The following is a 20,955-nucleotide window of genomic DNA, read 5'->3' on the forward strand; positions in this document are numbered from 1 at the left end:
TCTCACAAAATCACATAACGATGAAAGTAGAAAAAATTCCAGATGGCCAGGTCATCAGCAGGACGCCGTTCCCGGCTTCCCGTAAAGTTTTTGTAAAAGGTGAACTTCATGCTATTGAAGTAGCCATGCGTGAAATCAGCCTTAGCGAAACCAAAATACATAATGGTTTTGGCCTGACAGAGAAAAACCCATCCGTAACAGTTTATGATACAAGTGGGCCTTATACAGATCCGAATGCACATATTGATGTTAAAGCGGGCTTGCCACGAATCCGGGAACGTTGGGTAACCGATAGGGGTGACGTAGAAAAACTGGATCAGGTTACCTCTGCTTATGGTGCACAGCGGTTGGCAGATCCCTCACTGGATCATTTGCGTTTCGCTTTTCAGCATCAGCCGTACCGTGCAAAAGCAGGGCAGAATGTTTCTCAGATGCACTATGCGAGAAAAGGGATCATTACTCCTGAAATGGAATATATCGCGATCAGAGAAAATCAAAGAATCGAACTTTGGAATAATGAAAAAGGGGAGCAGGCTGAAGCAATGAGTCAGCAGCATGCAGGAAATAGCTTTGGTGCAAATACACCTAAGGGATTTATTACACCGGAATTTGTACGTCAGGAGGTGGCCTGCGGCAGAGCTGTTATTCCATCAAATATCAATCATCCTGAATCTGAACCTATGATTATTGGCCGGAATTTCCTGGTTAAGATCAACGCAAATATTGGTAATTCAGCAGTGACTTCCAGTATTGAAGAAGAGGTTGAAAAAGCAGTATGGGCATGCCGCTGGGGTGCAGATAATATTATGGATTTGTCAACAGGCAAGAATATCCATGAAACAAGAGAGTGGATTATCAGGAATTCACCGGTTCCAATCGGGACTGTTCCAATCTATCAGGCGCTTGAAAAAGTGAACGGTAAAGCAGAAGACCTGACCTGGGAATTATTCAGAGATACGTTAATTGAGCAGGCTGAGCAAGGAGTTGATTACTTTACCATCCATGCAGGAGTGTTGTTAAGATATATCCCGCTAACTGCTAAAAGAATTACGGGTATCGTTTCAAGAGGTGGATCAATCATGGCAAAATGGTGTTTAGCGCATCATCAGGAGAGTTTCCTGTATACACATTTTGAAGAAATCTGTGAAATTATGAAAGCTTATGATGTTGCCTTTTCATTAGGTGACGGACTAAGACCGGGATGTTTGGCTGATGCAAATGATGCTGCGCAGTTTGCAGAGCTGGAAACATTAGGTGAGCTAACTAAAATTGCCTGGAAACATGATGTACAGACTATTATTGAAGGGCCGGGTCACGTACCGATGCACATGATTAAGGAAAATATGGAGAAACAGCTGGAACATTGCGGTGAAGCTCCATTCTATACCTTGGGCCCCCTGACTACGGATATCGCACCTGGATATGATCATATCACTTCAGCGATTGGTGCGGCTATGATTGGCTGGTACGGAACTGCGATGTTGTGTTATGTGACGCCAAAAGAACATTTGGGTTTACCAAATAAGAAAGATGTAAAGGACGGTGTGATCACTTATAAAATTGCAGCACATGCGGCAGATTTAGCAAAAGGACATCCCGGAGCTCAGTACCGTGACAATGCATTGAGTAAAGCAAGATTTGAATTCAGATGGGAAGATCAGTTTAATCTTTCACTTGATCCGGATACCGCAAAGGAGTTTCATGACGAGACACTTCCTGCTGATGGTGCTAAAATCGCTCACTTTTGTTCAATGTGCGGTCCGAATTTCTGTTCGATGAAAATCACGCAAGATGTAAGGGAATATGCGGCTAAACAAGGTTTGGACGAAGCTGCGGCGCTTGCAAAAGGGATGGAAGACAAATCGCGCGAATTCACCGAAAAAGGAAGTGAGATATACCTGTAAATGGAACTTATAGCCGTTACACGTCCGGATTATTTCCAGGGAGAAGGAGAATTGATTAATGGCTTGTTTGAGGCAGGACTTCAATTATTGCATCTCCGGAAACCAGAAAATAATGAGGCTGAATTTATGAGGCTGATGTTAGAAATTAACCCGGATTATTACCGGGCAATTTCAATTCATCAGCATCATGAATTGGCAAACAGGTTTTCAATCCGCAGGCTTCATTATCCTGAAAAACTATGGAAACTTACAAGTCAGCAAAAAAGAACAGAACTTGTTACGGAAGGTTTTCATTTAAGCCGTTCTGTTCATGAATGGGCGCTGCTGGAGGATACGGCATTTCTGGATTATGTTTTTTTTGGGCCAGTATTTAATAGTATTTCTAAAGTAGGTTATCAAAGTATAGTGGATAGGGATTTTAGTTTGTCTGCTGTTCCTGAAGGGCTAAAGGTATTTGGTATTGGAGGGGTTACAGCAGCACTGTTTCAAGAATTGCGGCGGATGAAGTTTGACGGTGCTGTTGTTCTTGGTGCACTTTGGAATCACCCGTCTGGCGCATTAAAAGAATTTGAAAAGATGCTCACATCATTAGAAGAAAAAAGAGATGTTAATTGATCAGTTACATTATATATCACAGCCCCCGGAAAATGGGACACACCTTACTGCTATTGAGAAAGTATTGCAGGCAGGTGGTCAATGGATACAACTGCGGGTTAAGGAGCAATCCGAAGATGTTGTGCTTGAACTCGCCATTCAAGCCAGTCGTTTATGCGAAAAGTATGGCGCAAAATTAATAGTAAATGACTATCCTGAATTAGCTTTAAAATCAGGTGCTTATGGCGTGCATCTGGGTTTGAATGATATGTCTGTAGCTCAGGCAAGGACTATTCTGGGAAAGGATAAGTGTATTGGTGGTACGGCGAACACTTTTGCAGATATATGCAGAAGGGTAGAAGAAGGTGCAGATTATATTGGTTTGGGACCTTTCCGTTTTACTACAACTAAGCAAAATTTAAGCCCGGTACTTGGACTTGAAGGTTATAAGCAGCTTATGCAGCAGGTTTTAGATGCCGGTATTAAATTACCTATTATAGCTATTGGTGGTATTACAACTCAGGATATCACGAGTATTCTTCAAGCTGGGATTTATGGGGTTGCAGTCTCTGGGTTACTCACACAGGGTGCTGATCTGGCTGGAAATATCAGCTTGATCTATCAGAAATTAAACCTTAATTCAAAACAAACGATATGTTAACTATTGCAGATAAAGTATTTAACTCCCGTTTATTTACAGGAACGGGAAAGTTCAGTTCAGCAGAAATTATGGAGCAGGCGTTGCTGGCTTCTGGTTCAGAACTGGTTACTGTAGCCTTAAAAAGAGTTGATCTGAAGGATGAGGAAGATGATATATTAAGCCGGTTAAATTATCCGCAGTTTAATTTATTGCCGAATACTTCGGGTGTAAGGAATGCGAAGGAAGCTGTTTTTGCAGCGCAAATGGCAAGAGAAGCTTTAGAAACTAACTGGATTAAGCTGGAGATTCATCCTGATCCTAAATATTTAATGCCTGATCCGATTGAAACGTTAAAAGCAACTGAAGAATTGGCGAAATTGGGTTTTATTGTTTTGCCGTATATTCATGCTGACCCGGTATTGTGCAAGCATTTAGAAAGTGCTGGGACTGCTGCGGTTATGCCTTTAGGTTCGCCAATAGGGAGTAATAAGGGATTGAAGACTATCGATTTCCTGGAAATTATCATCAGTCAGAGTAATGTTCCTGTGATTGTGGATGCTGGAATTGGTGCGCCTTCGGACGCCGCAAAGGCTATGGAAATTGGCGCAGATGCGGTATTAGTGAATACGGCAATTGCTGTTTCGAGAGATCCTGTTAAAATGGCTGAAGCGTTTAGGCTGGCAGTTATTGCGGGAAGGACGGCTTTTGAAGCAAAATTAGGATCTATCAATTCATATGCTGTGTCAAGCAGCCCTTTAACGTCTTTTTTGGATGAATGATAATTTCACTACACTTTTTAATACTTATAGCTGGGAACAGACTAAGCAAAGTATATACGAAAAGACAGCGCACGATGTAGAACGTGCTTTGGGGAATAGCAAGCGGACTTTAGAAGATTTCAAAGCATTAATTTCTCCTGCTGCAGCTCCTTACCTGGAACAAATGGCACAGTTGAGCAGACTGGCTACTTTAAAGCGTTTTGGTAAAGTAATGCAGTTATATGTGCCACTTTACCTTTCTAATGAGTGTAATAATATTTGTACTTATTGTGGGTTTAGCCTGGATAATAAGGTAAGGCGCAAAACGCTGTCTCCTATGGAGATTATGCAAGAAGTTGCTGTACTAAAGGAAATGGGTTATGAACATGTATTACTGGTGACTGGTGAGGCTAATCAGACGGTTCATACTGAATATTTTAAAGGAGTACTGGAACTTTTGCGACCGCATTTTGCACTGATTTCAATGGAGGTACAGCCGTTGGATACGGAAGATTATGAAGTTTTGATTCCTTTGGGCTTAAATACAGTATTGGTTTATCAGGAGACGTATCACCGGGAGGATTATAAGAAGCATCATCCGAAAGGAAAGAAGTCGAATTTTGAGTACAGGTTGGAAACACCTGACAGGTTAGGAAAAGCTGGTGTGCATAAGATGGGGCTGGGGGTGTTGATTGGGTTAGAGGATTGGCGCACGGATTCATTTTTTACGGCGTTGCATCTGGGGTATCTGGAAAAGAAGTATTGGCAGACGAAGTATAGTTTATCTTTCCCCCGTTTAAGGCCGTTTAGTGGAGGGTTGGAGCCTAAGGTTGAAATGTCAGACAGGGAGTTGGTACAATTGATCTGTGCGTACAGGTTGCTGAATGAGGAGGTGGAGCTTTCTATTTCTACAAGGGAGTCTATTGTTTTTCGGGACCATGTTATTGGTTTGGGGATTACTTCTATGAGCGCTGGGTCTAAGACGAATCCGGGCGGGTATGCGGTAGAACCGGAATCGCTGGAACAGTTTGAAATTTGTGATGAAAGGACGCCGGGAGAGATTGAGGAAATGTTGAAGGAAAAGGGGTATGAGGCGGTGTGGAAGGATTGGGATAGGCTTCTCCAATAAAAAAACACCTATACTATGTTCGGGCGACATTGCCGTCGCCGAAAAGGCTCGGAACGAATGCCCTTCACATTAGTATAGGTGTTTTTTTTCTATTTCAAAGCGGGAGAAGTGGTTGGGAAGAGGAAAGAAAGAAAGAAAGAAAGAAAGAAAGAAAGAAAGAAAGAAAGAAAGAAAGAAAGAAAGAAAGAAAGAAACCTTGAGAAGAAAAAATAGAATAAAGTTGGAGACGAGCATTAGGGATAAATCTTTACGAGAAAAAATTAAAATAGAATTAAAGACAAGGGTTAAGGGAGAACTTTGGGGTTAAAGCAGGGCTGGATTCTATCAATACTTTGATTTTTGCATTCAATTTTTTGATCATGTAAATACATCTTTATGTGCCAGCAGCATTTCCCGGATACGAGTATAAACACGCATGATCTGGATATTAACCTTGGTGGCCTGTTTACTGTTGAGCACACTGGAAAGCATCAATACCCCATGTTCAGTAAAAGCGTAAGGTTGTTTTCTTCGTCCACGCCAACTTGATGTCGCATTTTGAGACATCAAGTCTGCAAACTCCTGCTCATTCAGAACAAACATAGTCTTCGGGGAACGGTTCTATATTACGTTTCACCTGCTCATTTAAACGGCAGGTTTCAACGCCGTATAACTTTGCCAGATCCTCATCCAGCATTACCTTATTTTTGTAACGTAAAATTCTTAGATTCGCGGCATGAATTTAATAGACTTTACACTTCCCGAAATAGTTTTCTTAGAGCCAAGTGAACATCTTGAGGACGAAATGGGGGGCCGCACTGTGATACAGCATACGGGCTCACATACGATCATGGAAGTTATTGCGACAGATGAAGTTGAAGGACTTAATTTTAAGGCGGAGACTAAAACTTATGAGTTTGAATACCTGAACCTTTATGGGGTTGTCGAAAATCATATTTTCGCAGTGCATTTTACTTTGGAAGAGGGTGATTTGACTGAAGTGTTTAAACAATGCGCGGAATGGTATAGAGCATATCTGAGCTGGGAGGATAGAAATATCCTGGAAGACGAAGAATAAGAACTTTGTTTACCACCTGAAATAAATTCCTGCCATAACGTTCGCAGGTCTGATCATAGCAATGTTGGAAGTATACCCAGCGCCATCATATAAGGTGTAGGCATAAGTCTTTTTATTAAACAGGTTCGTACAATCTAAATTGATCTCTATATTTTTGCCAGGTATATAACGGAAGCCCAGATCTGCAAAAACCAGGGAGACAGATTTATTTGCTGATACCTGGTTATACAGATGATCAACTCCAGCTTTCAGATTCAGTTTTTTGCTAAGAATCAAACCCATCTCTATATGTTGATTTATCCTGTGGAGTGATAAGGTATTTGCTGTACCAGATACTGACAGACTATTTCTTGAAAAATCTCCTTTATATAATAAACTACACCAGCTGAGGATATCGGTGTTGAAACTTGGTGTGAGCTGAAGGGTAGTGGTTTTGTTTTCTAATAGTTTATCCTGCTGGATTAATTCTCCGCTTGTGGAAGTATAGTTAACGGAAATGGCGGCAGTCGCTTGCCAGTCATCAATTCCTTTACTTACCCGGCTGATCAGGCGCCACATTGACTTTTGGTTATTCCTAAGAATAACTTCCCCCACACTTATAAAACCTGAAAAATTACGTTGACTTAGCTGGTTAAAGAGCGTAGGCGAATAAATTCCGGATAGACTTGCGAATAGAGATTTTACAGGGTTCCGATAACTTAATCCTGCTGAATAAGATTGCCTCCTTTCTATGGACAGGCTACTGTTACCTAGTTCCAGATAGCGATAACTCCTGAAAATATAGCCTTGATTTAAGCGGTCAATATTTCCGGGGACACTTGATAAATTTGTCCTGAAATTAGCAGTCCAGAATGGATTGAACTTGTAGAAAAGTGTAAACTCCGGATTGAAATAGAGATAGTTTTCATGCAGCATAATAGCTGTTAGCCTGTTGGTGATTTTTGAATCATAAAAGTTGAGCGGAAGAGCCAGCGTCAGGTTGATTTTTTCAGTGTTGTAACGAACAGTGGGTTTTAAATAATAATTTAATAACTGCCATTGCAAATCGTTCTTTAATGAATCTTTTACCGGATATGATGCCGGCAATTGCAGGATGTCAGTATTCAGGTCTTGTATATTCAATTTAACACCAGCTTGGTAATCAATTGCCAGACCACTGAAATTCTGACCATAAGAGAGATTAGTGTGGCTGAAAAATGTACGTAAATTCGCTAGTTGAGTAAAAGGCAGAGCTTGATCAGCTGCAGAAACAACAAGCTCTTGTGGTAAATAGCTATACTGGTTAAACGAGTTGAATTTAAGGATGTTTTTACCGAGCACTTTTAACCAGTTCAAATCATTTTCCAGCAGATGATAAGGGGTCTTTCCATATTGCTCATTAGGACTTGTTCCGGTATTACCAATAGTACTGTTCTCCCAAAATAGTTGTGCTCTGAATTTGTCTTTTAAATAAATCTTCTCCGTATTTTTGTTTAATTCAGCTGTGCCCTCTGCACGGTTTCTTTGAATAATATTATGATTGTTTTCTTGAATAAGAATAGGTTCATTGCCAGCTAAATAGTAAGCTGACTCAGACTGACTATTACTTTTTAATTGATCATTGATATAACTAATGTTAGTTCTCAGCTGATAATCATTTTTTAATGTTCTGAGCGTATTCACAGCAGCAAGATAACTGCGGTTAAAAAGGATACGATCTTCATTGACCGGAGGAACATCCTGGGAAAGCTGAACCAGATTGCCCCGTTCTATATTGTTATCCTGCCCGTTAATCAGATCCTCCAAAGTGTGGGCCTTCAATTCGGTGCTGATATTCTGTCCAGTATTATTACTTTTCAAAAGATTTAAACTCTGGCTTGATGCTGATATTTTCATCGCCATCAAACTAGCTTTCCAAAGCGGAACAGGGATTCCGGTTCCAATCTCCACTGTACCCAGCCATTTTGCTTTAGCAGAATTTTTCAGTTTGAGATTCAATGCTGCTTTATCGGAAAAAACAGTAGACTTTAAAGCCTTTATTGGCTGATGACCTTCCAGTACCTCAACACTGTTGACATCTTTAAAAGAAATGTTGTTTGCAGCCAGACTGTATTTATTGTCGAGCAGATCAAGCCCCTCTATGTAGAACTTGTTAATCGCTTTTCCATTATATAATATAGTTCCATCCGTCTGCACATCTATGCCAGGCATTTTTTTGAGTACATCGGCTATCGTGCGGTCCTGATCACTGGCAAAAGAAGAAACATGATAACTGATTGTATCCTTACGCTGAGAAATCCGGGGCGGCTTTATGAAGACTTCTTTTAAATTGCTGATCTCTTCTTTGAGAGACAAATTAATTTGCTGTGTATTTTTCTTGACCAGTAGCAGGGAACGCATTTCATAACCTAACATGGATACTTTTAAAACGAATTCACCCGCATCAGGGGTAAACTGGATAGAATAATATCCCTTTTCATTCGTAGTGGTGTAGCCCAGTAAATTGGTATCGTCCTTAGATGTTACCGTAATAATGGCTCCTTCAATAGCTGTTCCCGTATTTTCCTGCTTAATGTACCCGTTCACAGTAGCCTGTGCAGCTACTTTTGTGAACAGACCAAAGGTAGCCAGTAAAGTGATCAAGAAGTACTTTATCGCACTCACGCGGATAGCAAAGAAGAGAGAATTAACGTTCAATTGGATTATAAGGTCTGTCTTTTTTTTGATTACTTGCACTGGCTTTGATAGTCATCGATGTATTGCTGTTGATAAATGCAACAGGATCTTTTTTCATCTTTTTATCCAGTTTAAAAAACTCAGCCTTAGTCAAACCGATATATCCTTTTTCCTCCATAACTATAGGTTCCTCCTTTTTAGTTTTTCTGAGGCCGGCAATTTCAAATACGTAGTTTTTATTGCTGTCTTCAACATGCAGGATAAGACCAGGAAGACCACTGAATTTCCATGGTCCTGTACTTACTGGTATTTCAGTTGTAAACCATGCAATATATTTCCTTCCACCAAAACTGCAAGTTGCTTTTTGTGCATTATATCCCAGTATCTTCTTTTTTTCTTTTTCTACTGCCCATTTCTGAAGCTTTAAAGTTTCTTCATATCTATAAGTATCAGATACCAGCTTCTCAGTCACTGTTATTTTTCCCTCCGGATAGTTTTTGTAAATATGATATTCCATTCCCTTTTTGCCATATTTAGCACGCTGAGCTAAAATTTGTGCAGTAGACATGCCACTTTTTGCATCTGCCTGTATCGAAGAATCGACCCTGAAAGAATTGTAACTATAGAAATCGGAAAGCTTGCGGCCTATTTTAAGGATCATGAAATCTTCTTTAGTTTGATTAGGACGTAAGGTATCAGGTACCCATGTTAACTTATACTGGCATTCAATTGTGGTTTTATCTATAGTCTGTGCATTTAAACAGAAAGAGGATACTATAAAGCAGGTGAAAATGAGGTATGATTTTATCATATAACGAGTTTTGAGATTAAATAAATATAATCAGAGGGGACACATGATATGCCCCCTTTGATTAATAGTAGTTGTTAACCACAATCAATAGCATCTAATATTAAAGCTGCATTTACAAGATCAAGTGCACTGCATCCATTGCAAGATGCTTCATAAGCAGTTCCGCAAGATGTTACAATAATAGTGCTGGTACGGTTGGTAGCGTTGGCAGCGAATGTTACGCCTAAAAGAAGACAAGCTCCTAATACGATCTTTTTCATAATTTTGGTTTTTAAGTTGATGAAATGAGTATTTTGCTTTTATGGATCGGCCAATCCCAGGCAAAAGCGAGCCTCCAGTAGCGAACTGAATATTTTACACACAATATTTAGGTTGATAATAATTGTTTTGTTTTCAGCAATTCCCGACGGTGAATCTGGTTTCTGTATTCCCGGGGATAATTAAAATTGAGTTAGAAGCGTTATATTTTGTAAACCTAATTTAATTTCAAATAAAGTTGAAAGCAATTTTTTTACGTGAAATGGATTGGAATTTAGGTGAAGTATATATAAAATAGTATATAATTGAATTTTATATTCGAAATTAAGCACCTTTTAATATTTAAATCGCCTGTAATGTTTTAAATTATATTTTTGTGCAGTAAACGAGATCAAAAATGAATTTACGTCATTATAAAATCACTGTTCCTACGTTGTTAATGCTCTCTTTCACTGCCGCTATGGCGCAAAAGCCTATGAACAACCTATATCAATCTGACACTTATACCTTATCAAAAGATAGAGTTACACAAGGAGCATTCCAGGCGATTGCACTTTCTCCAACAGCCTTACATTCTAATTATCAAAGTCCGGTTAACCTGGACATCAGTCCAAATCTGTCCTTCAAGTTCAGTATCAATGGTAAAGACAATGAAATGGTTTCTGGAAAAAATCACCAGATCAGTATTATTGCCGTTAATGGAAAATTTGAAACACCAGTAATTCGTTTTGGACAACAACTTAAAGAACCACTATCAAAAGGTATATTTCTCAGGCCAGATACTAAATTCACAATCAAGCTTGATATGCGTGAAGTGCTGGCTGCTTTTGCCTCCAAAGGTTTTTATACTACTTATGATGGAACAAAAATTTACAAAGCAGACTTCAAAGGCGTTTTTGTAGCCGGCAGTATCAGCCCGCTTATCTGGGATTTCGATAACCTGAACAATCATAAAGAGCTGGAATTAAAGGATGCCGATGGTGATGGCATTTATACAATTACGCTGGAAATGAATAATGCACAGGAGAAAAAAACTACGGCCTCTTCCTGGAAACTTTCCAAAGACATTTCTGCTTTTCCTCAATATAAATCTGCTGTTCCAATTATGGACGCGTTGTACAACCTCGGTTTGGAAGAAATGGAAAATGCAATAGAACCGGACAGTACTTTCAGAACCGGAAAAGAATGGGCAGGTGTATGGACAAGAGATATCAGTTATAGTATTATCCTTTCTATGGCTGCACTGCAACCCAAAGTTGCCCGGAATAGTTTATTGAGGAAAGTTAAAAACAACCGTATCATTCAGGATACAGGAACAGGAGGTTCATGGCCAGTCTCTTCTGACCGGATGATCTGGGCAGTTGCAGCCTGGGAAGTCTATAAAACCACAGGTGATCAGGTATGGCTTACCAAAGCTTATTCAATTATTCAAAACTCTGTTGAAGATGATCTGAAAAATGTATATGACCCACAAACAGGCATGGTCAGAGGTGAATCCTCCTTTTTAGACTGGCGAGACCAGACCTATCCAAAATGGATGCAGTCTGCCGATATTTATGCCTCAGAAAATCTGGGCACTAACGCAGTTCACTATCAAACCAATAAAGTACTTGCCGAAATGGCGATGCTGCTGAAAGATAAAAATGCAGCTGAAAAATATACGGGTATTGCCAATCAAATAAAAGAAGGGATTAACAAATACCTGTGGATGCCAGAAAAAGGATATTATGGACAATACTTATACGGCAGGCAATTTAAACTTCTGTCTCCCCGTTCCGAAGCACTAGGAGAAGCACTGACTGTATTATTTGATATTGCTGCTGCAGAGCAGCAGAAATCAATTATTGCAAACACACCAGTTACTAAATTTGGTATTCCTTGTATCTATCCGCAGATTCCGAATATTCCACCCTATCATAACAATGCAATATGGCCTTTTGTACAAGCTTACTGGTCACTTGCTGCAGCAAAAACTGGAAATGCAGAAGCTCTTATGCAGAGTATGAGCGCAATTTATCGCCCTGCAGCATTGTTTCTGACCAATAAAGAGAATTTCGTCTCTACCTCTGGAGATTTTGCAGGTACACAAATTAATTCCAGTAATATGTTGTGGAGCCTGGCTGGAAATATCAGTCTCGTTTATAAAGTATTATTTGGTATGGATATGCAAGCAAAAGCCCTGGTATTTAAACCTTTTATTCCTGAAATCCTAAAAGGAGAAAGATCGCTGAATAATTTTAAATACCGCAATGCGGTATTGGATATTAAATTGAGCGGATTCGGAAATCAAATTAAATCCATCACGATGGATGGTAAGTCTTTGCCGGAGGCTATGGTCCCTGCCACACTAAAAGGAAAACATCAAATTGATATTATACTCGCTGATAACAAATTGGAACAAGATAAAGTTGCAAAATCTGAAGACTACTTCTCAGTCGTTGCACCTGCGTTGAAAAAAGAGAATAACCGGATCAGCTGGGAAAAGGTAGAAGGAGCTGAAACTTATCATGTGATCCGTAACGGGAAAGAAATTGCTAAAACTCAGGAATTGAACTATACCGCAAAACAAAGCGGAGAATATCAGGTCATCGCTGCGGATAAAAATAAGGTTACCTCATTTGCCAGTGAACCTGTTTTAATTACAGACGCAAAAGAATTACAGACCATTGCGATGGAAACCGTAGCTGCCAAATCAATGTTAACTTATCAGGGATATACCACAAATGGTTTTATCGAGATCAGTAAAACAAAAAATAAGAAACTAACGCTTAAAATTAATATAGCTGAAGCAGGTACTTATGCCATTGATTTCAGGTATGCCAATGGGAACGGCCCAACCAATACGGAGAACAAATGCGCCATCAGAACATTTAATGTGGATGGTCAGTTTGCAGGAACCTTTGTATTTCCACAACGCGGAAAAGAAGAATGGTCTGATTGGGGGTTTAGTAATGTAAACACAGTGAAACTAACTAAGGGAACACATGAATTTCAACTATCATTGGAAGACTGGAACGAGAATATGAATGGCGAGCTTAACCAGGCCATGCTCGACTACCTGAGATTGATGAGGATAAACTAGAAAAAACCCTTTAAAGGGTCTTTTCTAGTTGTACAGAAAAACTTGAATTGCCATTGCGATTATCAAACATTTTACCATAGGTAAAAGCCTGCTGCGTATAGAAATCAGCTAACTCTTTTACCTGATAAGTATTGGAAGGCTTATAGCGTGAATGCGCATACGGCAACTTAATAACGACCGTCTTTTCCTGATCTTCCAGTTTTAATGCTTCAGCCACATGCATCGAAAAGAAAAACTTAAGGTTTGCTTCGCACTCCATAGCCCAAGGCAGATAGTTCTCCAGGTAATTCCATCCAGCAGCTTTATCAGTATGGAAAAGATAGACAATTAGTAGCCCCATGGAAGTGACCAGTGAAGAATCAGACTCATTTCCTTGTAACTCTTCTTCTGCCTTCAGGAACAGTGCGGCAGCTTCCTCAATCCTGTTATCTTTAATCGCCATATAACATAAATTGCAAAGTGTGATGAAAGGTACATGTGCACAGCTATATCGCTTTTCAATTAAAGGAAGAGCCCTGGTATAAGCCGCTTTAAAGTCACCTTCATTAATTAAAAATGAAACCTCATTGTCCATTTCACAAGCACTGCAATCACTCATTCCGTCAGTCGGCAAAGCATTCATTAAATCCAGATATTTCTTGCTTGCTGCCCGGTCTTTTTGACTAAGCGCTTCATGAAGGTGTTTCGTATAATAAGACCTGAGATTATAACCTTGCTCCTGTATTCTGCGCTTATAATCTTCCAGGACTACTTTAATTTGCTCCAGAGGAACTTCTGGATTGGAAAATAACTCTCCAATAATCCATTTGTACCTCCATAATAAAGTACTCGCAGCATAACGCTCAGGATCCGCATCAAAAGCATTGAGCATCCAGCTGAAAGCACTCACAAAATAAGGCCGGTCTGCAAGGCCCCATTGTTTATTCAGCAGATTTAACCTCAATTCATAGCCAAGCACAGTGTCTTCATGCACATCCGCAAGCTGGATCGCGGCAATGAGTAATTTTTGCGCATCTTTTGGGTTTGTGCTATCTTGATTCGCGTTGTCTGTTAATTCTTGTATTTCTAAAGTATAACTCATTGTCATTATAGATTGATAAAATTCTCCATCCCCATAATCACCAGGTTATGAAGTGCTTCATTGAATAAATTCATTTCTCTGTCACTCACTGGGTATTTCCCTAACATCAATGCCTGAACATATAAAATGTGAATAATTGAAGGGAACAAATAGGGATCTTTGATCCCAATAATGCTCTTAACCAGTTTATTGTCTACATTGAAACAAAGCAACGGCTCTATGACTTTTGTTTTTTTAGTAAACATACCGAGCGTTGCTTCCAGCGGATTAAAAGCGGAGGAACCCTGAGTACTTTTAGCATCAATGTCCTCGTAGGCACCGATGTAAATTGCTGGTGTATCTATAGGATTAAAATGCTTAAGACTACAACTACAATTTAAGGGCTGCAGGACTACCGCTGCTCTGTTTTCAAAATCTACCAGTTCTGCCGAATTCTGCACGTCGACAGAATGAAAAGTATTTAACAGGCTTTCTGGTGAGATTTGTTTGATCTTCAGCTCAGGATGCAACTGGCTGATCTTTTTTAATAGCTCTTCTTCAAATGTATAACCTGCATTAATGACCAGAATACCCTGCGAACCCGCGATCCGGTGAATCTGTTTAAAATCATTAACATTAGGCGTATAATAGATAGTCTGCTCTAAATGTCTGATGCTCCTGTAACTCTTTGGCCCTTTGTTGGTTTCAAAAAGCAGATCATCCATAAATACCAAAAGCAGCTCATGATCCTCAGCAGCAATGGCTTTAAGATGCAGGTAATGTGTACTTATCAATCTTTGATAAATATCAGGATCCACCATATCTATAGTTTTAAGATAGGATTTGATAGAATCTGAAATTTCTTTTTTAGCATCTTTAAGGGTATCATTATATACCAATGATTCTCTGGAAGCTGTAGCGTCTAAACCATCTGCATTCAAGATACAGCGAATAAAAAATGCCCATTTAGGTAAGAGATGGCAATCATCCTCACTCATAAACATGCGTTTTAAATAGAGCTTATGGCTTTGCTTTCCGCTAAATTGCGTTTTATACAATGATATAAAAGCTACTCCTTTAACACCTCCATTAGTTGCTGAAATGGGAAACACATCCAGAAAACTAGTGTTGAATGTCTTTTTTCCAATCGCAAGCAACTCTTCTTTAGAAGTTCCACGATCGAGCCAGCGCGCGCCGGATTCATTCACCCAGGTTACATTTTCATTGTAATGCAGGTAAATAGGCATTGGCAACGCTTCGCCATAATATTCTAAATTCTTTCGGAAAGTATCAGGTTCAAATAAATGTCTGAACTCATCTTTAGGCAGCAGGATTACTTTAGTCCCAATTGGTCTTGATTCTTCAATTTCAGTAATCTGATAAGTTCCGTCAGATTTTCCCGTCCACCTTACCGCTTTTTCACTTAAAGCTGACCGGGATTCTACGATGATCTCATTGCTGACTACAAAACAGGAAAGCAAGCCAATACCAAACTTCCCAATATAATCTTTAGCCTCAAATGACTCCCTTTTAGAACTTTCTCCGATCACTGCCAGGAACTTATGGATCTCTTCCTCTTTCAATCCGATTCCATTGTCTTCGAAGCTCATTTCTGCGTTTTGGTTGTTTGGCAAATAAACGCGCAAATAACCTTCATGGTCTTCATGAAGCGTTCTGAATGCTGTTATTGCATCCACACCATTTTGCAAAAGCTCTCTTACAAAAGTACCCGGGTTACTGTATAAATGTTCTGACAAGAGGGAAATCATTCCCTTCAGGTTTACCTGAAATAAATATTGTTGATTTTCATTCATGTTCATAAATAATTCTGTGCATAGTCAGGGCCATGCCTGCAATTCAAAATGACAGAGAAAGATGGTAATAAAGAGTTGAACCGTTATTTTGGCTCGTTCAAAGGACGGCGCAAAAAGAAGTATTCACTTTGATGCGCAACATACTCCTGAAAGCTGGAAGAAGCCTCAATACCTTCAGGGATCTTTTTGAAATTCTCAGGTGTGATATATTTCCAGGTTACCCCATTCGATTCTTCTAAAGAGATGATTTCAATGGGGAAGTTCAATACGAATTCATTCAGGAATTCAAGTTTGTTTGCTGTCCATTCCTTAGTGCTCCCTAAATTACGTGGCCATACATATAACTTGTGCGCTTCTACAGCCTTTCCATTGTCATCGATAAAGGTTGATTGTTTCAGGATCAGGTCACTGATTTTTACAGTGGCGATATCGCCTTTAAAATAATTCTCTTCCGCTGCGATCAGAATTGCCTTTGCAGTCAAAAAAGGAACACTTGCTCCCTCAGGATGTACTTCTTCTAAATGGTCAGTAAATACATAATGGCCTTTTTTGAATGTTAAAACATTTGCTGATGGTTGATCTTTGCTGCTCATTTTGAATTTTTTGTAAACTTAAACCTTTAACGTCAGTAATAGTAATAAAATTCTATTCAAAGGAAACTTTCAAGCGATCTGCTTGCCTGTTTATTTTACGTTCATCTCACAAAATTTTATTCTGTTAAGGGAAGGTATATGAAATTCATCTAAATTTAAATAACTTCAAACATAGCACGTTTGTTGTTGTTCTAAGGCTAGTAAACATATTGTTTAGAATTGATCTGATCTTTTAAATCTCAATTATATGCCAAAGAAAGTAGTCATTATAGGTGGTGGATTTGCAGGAGTGAACCTTGCTAAAAAACTAGCAGGTAATGAATCATTTGATATAACACTCGTAGATAAAAATAATTATAACTTTTTTCCGCCGTTGCTTTACCAGGTAGCTACCGGTTATCTGGAAACCTCTAACATCACTTACCCGTTTCGTAAGCTTTTCCGGGGAAAGAAGAACTTTATGTTCAGACTGGGAGAACTTGAAGAAGTTTTGCCAGAACAAAAGCAAGTTATCCTTTCCACAGGCCCGGTGAACTACGATTACCTCGTTTTTGCCACAGGTTGTGAAACCAACTATTTCGGAATGGACAATGTAGCAAAACATGCTATCCCAATGAAGACAGTTGCTGATGCCCTGCAAATGCGGAATACCTTATTAGAACGTTTAGAAGAAGCTTCCCGCTCAGCAGATCCTATGGAGCGTAAAAAGTTGCTGACTGTAGTTGTTGCAGGTGGTGGCCCCACTGGAGTTGAAATCTCCGGGATGTTTGCCGAAATGAAAAGAACGATCCTGGCTAAAGATTATCCTGAACTTAAAGGTGCAGGAGGTGAAATTCATCTTGTGGACGGACTAAAATCAGTACTTGCACCCATGAGTGAGAAATCTCAGCAATACACCTATGATACACTGACAAAAATGGGGGTCAAAGTAAAGCTGAATGTGATGGTGAAAGATTTCGTAGACGATACCGTTCATTTCGCTGATGGAAGTACAATTGAAGCTAAGAATCTGATTTGGGCAGCCGGAGTTACCGCAATGACTTTTAAAGGTATGCCAGAAGAAGCTTATGGAAAAGGCAAAAGATTACAAGTTGATGAATTCAACAAAGTAAAAGGACTGGAAGATATTTATGCCATAGGCGATACCTGTATCCAGTTAACCGATCCCGGCTTTCCACAGGGACATCCGCAATTAGCACAAGTTGCCCTTCAGCAAGGAGATAATGTCGGTAAAAACATGATCCGGGTTGAAGAAAACCAATTTCCTAAAGCATTTAGTTATGTAGATAAAGGTACAATGGCGATTATCGGAAGAAATAAAGCCGTAGCCGATCTGCCAAAACCCAAGCTATTTTTCAGTGGATTTATTGCGTGGGTGATGTGGTTGTTTATCCATTTAATCTCTCTGATTAACTCGGGGAACAGGATCAAAACTTTATATAACTGGATGATTGCTTACTTTACAAAAGACCAATCCTTACGAATGATCGTCAGACCGGCAAGTAAGAAGCTATAAAGCTGCTAATATTACAATTATAAGGCAATTCTTGCCTCTTGATTTATGGCTTCATAAGCCATAACTATTACATTTGCTACATGGATGATTTCTTAGCCGCACGACTCCAAATGGCCTTTTCACTAGGCTTTCATATCGTTTTCTCCTGTATCGGAATGGTGATGCCATTTTTCATGTGTACCGCTCATTATCTTTGGTTAAAAAGAAAGAAAGCAGTATACCTCGATGTCACTAAAGCATGGAGTAAAGGAGTAGCAATTTTCTTCGCTACTGGTGCAGTTTCAGGAACTGTATTGTCTTTTGAACTCGGCCTGCTCTGGCCTAAATTTATGGAACATGCAGGCCCGATCTTCGGGATGCCATTTTCACTCGAAGGGACAGCATTTTTTATCGAAGCTATTGCACTCGGATTTTACCTGTATGGGTGGAATCGTTTTCATCCCTGGTTTCACTGGTTCACCGGAGTCATCGTAGGGATCAGCGGATTACTTTCCGGTATTCTTGTTGTTGCAGCCAATGCCTGGATGAATAGTCCTGCGGGGTTTGATTTTGTTAAAGGGCAATACCTGAATATCGATCCGATGAAAGCCATGTTTAATGAAGCCTGGTTTTCACAAGCACTCCATATGTGTGTTGCTGCTTTTGTATCCACAGGTTTTGCGGTTGCAGGAGTTCATGCCCTGATGATTTTAAAAGGTAAAAACGTAAACTTTCACCGTAAAGCATTTCAGATCGCAGCTATATTCGGTACTGTAGCCGCATGTCTTCAACCCATTAGCGGTGATATTTCAGCGAAGGATGTTGCAAAGCGCCAACCCGCAAAACTTGCCGCAATGGAAGCTCACTTTCATACCGAAAAAGGGGCTGGATTAATCATTGGAGGGATTCCGGATACAGCGACTAAAACTGTAAAATATGCGTTAAAAATACCCAAAGCACTGAGTTTTATGGCTACAGGGGACTTTAATGCAGAAGTCAAAGGACTGGATCAGTTCGCTAAAAAGGATCAGCCGCCAGTTGTAGTGGTACATTATGCCTTCCAGATTATGGTAGGTCTGGGGATGGCCATGTTAGGCTTAGCTGTTATTTATTTTATTGCCCTGATCAAAAAGAAAAACTGGGCTGAAAGTAAATGGATGCTCAAACTCTTTGTTATTGCAACACCTATGGGCTTTCTTGCGCTCGAAGCAGGTTGGACAGTCACAGAAGTAGGCCGTCAGCCATGGATAATTTATGGTGTGATGCGTACTGCCGATGCGGTTACTCCAATGCCCGGAATTGCGTACTCATTTTATCTGTTTACAGCCGTTTACATTTCACTCGCCGTTATTGTGAGTCTGCTGCTATTCCGCCAGATCACGATGGTCGATAAACTTTATGATTCTTCCACTGATAAAAAAATACAATAGCATATGGTATACGTCGTAATAATTTTCCTGTGGACTGCCATTCTGTTATATATCTTATTGGGAGGAGCTGATTTTGGTGCCGGAATTATAGAATTATTTACTTCCAGAGCTAACAGACCGAGAATGCGTAAAAAGATGTATGAAGCCATTGGCCCGGTTTGGGAAGCCAATCACATGTGGCTGATCATTGTAATCGTGATTCTTTTTGTTGGTTTTCCTAAAATCTATACAACAGTTTCCATTTATCTGCACATTCCGCTGGTTTGTATGTTAATGGGGATTATTGCCCGGGGTACAGCTTTTGTTTTCAGAAATTACGACGCTGTAAAAGATGATATGCAAAAAGTATATACCCCGATATTTGTTATTTCGAGCGTAGTCACCCCTTTCTTTTTGGGAATTATCGCTGCAAGTGCCGTGTCAGGACAGATAGATCTGCAAGCCAAAGATTTCCTTTCGGCTTATGTTTTTAGCTGGTTAAGCTGGTTTTCGGTCAGTGTAGGCATCTTTACGGTCACTATTTGTGCTTATCTCGCTAATGTATTTATCATCGGTGAAGCAGAAGACGAGCAGGACAGACAATTGTTCACCCGTAAAGCAAGACGTACCATCTTCGTAGTTATGGCAGCAGGAGGATTAGTATTTTTAGCCGCACACTCAGAAGGTATCCCTTTATTAAATTGGATTTTTAGTGATGTTCCTGGAATTATAGCGTTGATTATGGCGACCATTTCACTCATTATTACTTTTGTCCTGCTAAACAGGAATAAACCGATTATGTTACGTTTATTGGCTGGTTTTCAGGTGACGATGATCCTTTTTGCTGCTACTTATAGCCATTTTCCGGATATTATCCTGCTTAAAGGCGGTGACAATCTTTCCTTACTAACCCATCAGGGACAGTTCAAAACAATAGAAACTTTAGGTTATGCACTGCTGATTGGCAGTATTTTTATTATACCTGCATTGGTTTACCTTATTTATAGCTTTCAGCAAAAGAAGGGAAGTACTAACGCACATTAAGCCTGTTTAAAGAGGCGTTAAACATTATTTTATGGAAGAGACTAATTTTTCAAGGCTTAGTAAGCTAACAGCGGGAGATTACGAGGCATTTTTATACGATTGTGATGGCACATTAGCCGACAATATGCCCGCACATACAGAGACTTATGTAGCCATAGCTAAACAATATAACGTGGATATGGATCCTGCAATTATAGATGAACTTGCAGGCTGGCCAATCTTCAATGTCGTAGAAGAATTAAACAGGCGTTACCAGGCTGATATGGATCCGGCAGAATTCACCGCCAGAAAAGCGAAGCTTTATTTCGAAGAGTATCTTCAGAAAGCATTGCCGATCACCTATGTTGTTGAACATTTAAAAGCGAATGCAGGTAAAGTGCGTATTGCTGTCGTTTCTGGTGGAGATCGCAGAGCAGTGCAGCATACGCTGGATGTAGTTGGCGTGAGTGATTATGTAGAAGCCATGGTTTGCGCCGGAGAAACACCAAGAGGTAAACCTTTTGCAGATCCATTTCTCAAAGCAGCAGAACTATTGGGTGTTGACCCGAAAAAGTGCCTGGTATTTGAAGATGGAAAACCAGGGACTGATGCCGCGGAAGCTGCCGGAATGCACTGGGTAAGGATTGATCAGTTTAAATTCGGGTAAATAAAC

The 20,955-nt window shown here is 39.9% G+C and carries 18 protein-coding genes and 1 pseudogene; 12 read left to right on the plus strand and 7 right to left on the minus strand.

Annotated features, from left to right (window positions below; translation table 11 throughout):
- The first annotated feature begins 20 nt into the window (after positions 1–20).
- The 6 genes from thiC to ABIB30_RS12885 all read left to right on the plus strand — a co-directional run bounded on the left by thiC (position 21) and on the right by ABIB30_RS12885 (position 5,332).
- Positions 21–1,904, plus strand: a complete 1,884-nt coding sequence (thiC, locus tag ABIB30_RS12860; RefSeq protein ID WP_354302598.1) for a phosphomethylpyrimidine synthase ThiC — start codon at positions 21–23, stop codon at positions 1,902–1,904.
- Positions 1,905–2,519, plus strand: coding sequence for a thiamine phosphate synthase (locus ABIB30_RS12865; RefSeq protein ID WP_354302600.1), 615 nt, complete (start codon positions 1,905–1,907; stop codon positions 2,517–2,519).
- Positions 2,509–3,159, plus strand: a complete 651-nt coding sequence (locus ABIB30_RS12870; protein WP_354302602.1) for a thiamine phosphate synthase — start codon at positions 2,509–2,511, stop codon at positions 3,157–3,159. Before ABIB30_RS12865 ends, ABIB30_RS12870 begins: the two co-directional genes overlap by 11 nt.
- Complete coding sequence (locus ABIB30_RS12875) at positions 3,153–3,917, plus strand: thiazole synthase (protein WP_354302604.1); 765 nt, start codon at positions 3,153–3,155, stop codon at positions 3,915–3,917. Before ABIB30_RS12870 ends, ABIB30_RS12875 begins: the two co-directional genes overlap by 7 nt.
- Entirely contained in the window at positions 3,910–5,025 is a 1,116-nt protein-coding gene (gene thiH, locus ABIB30_RS12880) for a 2-iminoacetate synthase ThiH (RefSeq protein ID WP_354302606.1), read from the plus strand. Before ABIB30_RS12875 ends, thiH begins: the two co-directional genes overlap by 8 nt.
- Positions 5,026–5,137: 112 nt before the next feature.
- On the plus strand, positions 5,138–5,332 hold the full coding sequence (locus ABIB30_RS12885; RefSeq protein ID WP_354302608.1) for a hypothetical protein: 195 nt from the start codon (positions 5,138–5,140) through the stop codon (positions 5,330–5,332).
- A gap of 50 nt (positions 5,333–5,382) precedes the next feature.
- Here the strand turns inward: ABIB30_RS12885 and ABIB30_RS12890 are convergent.
- A pseudogene (locus ABIB30_RS12890) lies at positions 5,383–5,701 on the minus strand (ORF6N domain-containing protein).
- 39 nt (positions 5,702–5,740) lie between these two features.
- Between ABIB30_RS12890 and ABIB30_RS12895 the strand changes: the two are divergent.
- Positions 5,741–6,082 (plus strand): hypothetical protein, encoded by a 342-nt coding sequence (locus ABIB30_RS12895; protein WP_354302610.1) that lies wholly within the window; start codon positions 5,741–5,743, stop codon positions 6,080–6,082.
- A gap of 9 nt (positions 6,083–6,091) precedes the next feature.
- Here ABIB30_RS12895 and ABIB30_RS12900 read toward each other — a convergent pair whose 3' ends face one another.
- The 3 genes from ABIB30_RS12900 to ABIB30_RS12910 all read right to left on the minus strand — a co-directional run bounded on the left by ABIB30_RS12900 (position 6,092) and on the right by ABIB30_RS12910 (position 9,808).
- Positions 6,092–8,758, minus strand: a complete 2,667-nt coding sequence (locus ABIB30_RS12900; RefSeq protein WP_354302612.1) for a carboxypeptidase-like regulatory domain-containing protein — start codon at positions 8,756–8,758, stop codon at positions 6,092–6,094.
- Positions 8,748–9,548, minus strand: coding sequence for a GLPGLI family protein (locus ABIB30_RS12905; RefSeq protein ID WP_354302614.1), 801 nt, complete (start codon positions 9,546–9,548; stop codon positions 8,748–8,750). Before ABIB30_RS12905 ends, ABIB30_RS12900 begins: the two co-directional genes overlap by 11 nt.
- A 74-nt stretch (positions 9,549–9,622) precedes the next feature.
- Positions 9,623–9,808 carry a hypothetical protein gene (locus tag ABIB30_RS12910; RefSeq protein WP_354302616.1) on the minus strand — a complete coding sequence of 62 codons (186 nt, stop codon included), beginning with the start codon at positions 9,806–9,808 and terminating at the stop codon, positions 9,623–9,625.
- 395 nt (positions 9,809–10,203) lie between these two features.
- Here ABIB30_RS12910 and ABIB30_RS12915 point away from each other — a divergent pair, with 395 nt between their 5' ends.
- Entirely contained in the window at positions 10,204–12,888 is a 2,685-nt protein-coding gene (locus ABIB30_RS12915) for an alpha-L-rhamnosidase-related protein (protein ID WP_354302618.1), read from the plus strand.
- Positions 12,889–12,898: 10 nt separating this feature from the next.
- On the opposite strand, the gene ABIB30_RS12920 is transcribed toward ABIB30_RS12915, so the two are convergent.
- The 3 genes from ABIB30_RS12920 to ABIB30_RS12930 all read right to left on the minus strand — a co-directional run bounded on the left by ABIB30_RS12920 (position 12,899) and on the right by ABIB30_RS12930 (position 16,355).
- A complete protein-coding gene (locus tag ABIB30_RS12920) occupies positions 12,899–13,969 on the minus strand; it encodes a hypothetical protein (protein ID WP_354302620.1) in 1,071 nt (356 codons plus the stop codon).
- A gap of 5 nt (positions 13,970–13,974) precedes the next feature.
- Complete coding sequence (locus ABIB30_RS12925; protein ID WP_354302622.1) at positions 13,975–15,762, minus strand: HSP90 family protein; 1,788 nt, start codon at positions 15,760–15,762, stop codon at positions 13,975–13,977.
- Positions 15,763–15,845: 83 nt separating this feature from the next.
- Complete coding sequence (locus tag ABIB30_RS12930) at positions 15,846–16,355, minus strand: hypothetical protein (RefSeq protein ID WP_354302624.1); 510 nt, start codon at positions 16,353–16,355, stop codon at positions 15,846–15,848.
- Positions 16,356–16,602: 247 nt separating this feature from the next.
- Here ABIB30_RS12930 and ABIB30_RS12935 point away from each other — a divergent pair, with 247 nt between their 5' ends.
- From ABIB30_RS12935 to ABIB30_RS12950, 4 genes are all read left to right on the plus strand, one after another.
- Positions 16,603–17,871 carry an NAD(P)/FAD-dependent oxidoreductase gene (locus ABIB30_RS12935; RefSeq protein WP_354302626.1) on the plus strand — a complete coding sequence of 423 codons (1,269 nt, stop codon included), beginning with the start codon at positions 16,603–16,605 and terminating at the stop codon, positions 17,869–17,871.
- A gap of 80 nt (positions 17,872–17,951) precedes the next feature.
- On the plus strand, positions 17,952–19,280 hold the full coding sequence (locus tag ABIB30_RS12940; RefSeq protein ID WP_354302628.1) for a cytochrome ubiquinol oxidase subunit I: 1,329 nt from the start codon (positions 17,952–17,954) through the stop codon (positions 19,278–19,280).
- A 3-nt stretch (positions 19,281–19,283) separates the two neighbouring features.
- Positions 19,284–20,303 (plus strand): cytochrome d ubiquinol oxidase subunit II, encoded by a 1,020-nt coding sequence (locus tag ABIB30_RS12945; RefSeq protein ID WP_354302630.1) that lies wholly within the window; start codon positions 19,284–19,286, stop codon positions 20,301–20,303.
- A gap of 31 nt (positions 20,304–20,334) precedes the next feature.
- On the plus strand, positions 20,335–20,949 hold the full coding sequence (locus ABIB30_RS12950) for an HAD family hydrolase (RefSeq protein ID WP_354302632.1): 615 nt from the start codon (positions 20,335–20,337) through the stop codon (positions 20,947–20,949).
- The last annotated feature ends 6 nt before the right edge of the window (positions 20,950–20,955 follow it).

This window comes from Pedobacter sp. UYP1 (genome assembly GCF_040547305.1).
Lineage (GTDB): Bacteria > Bacteroidota > Bacteroidia > Sphingobacteriales > Sphingobacteriaceae > Pedobacter.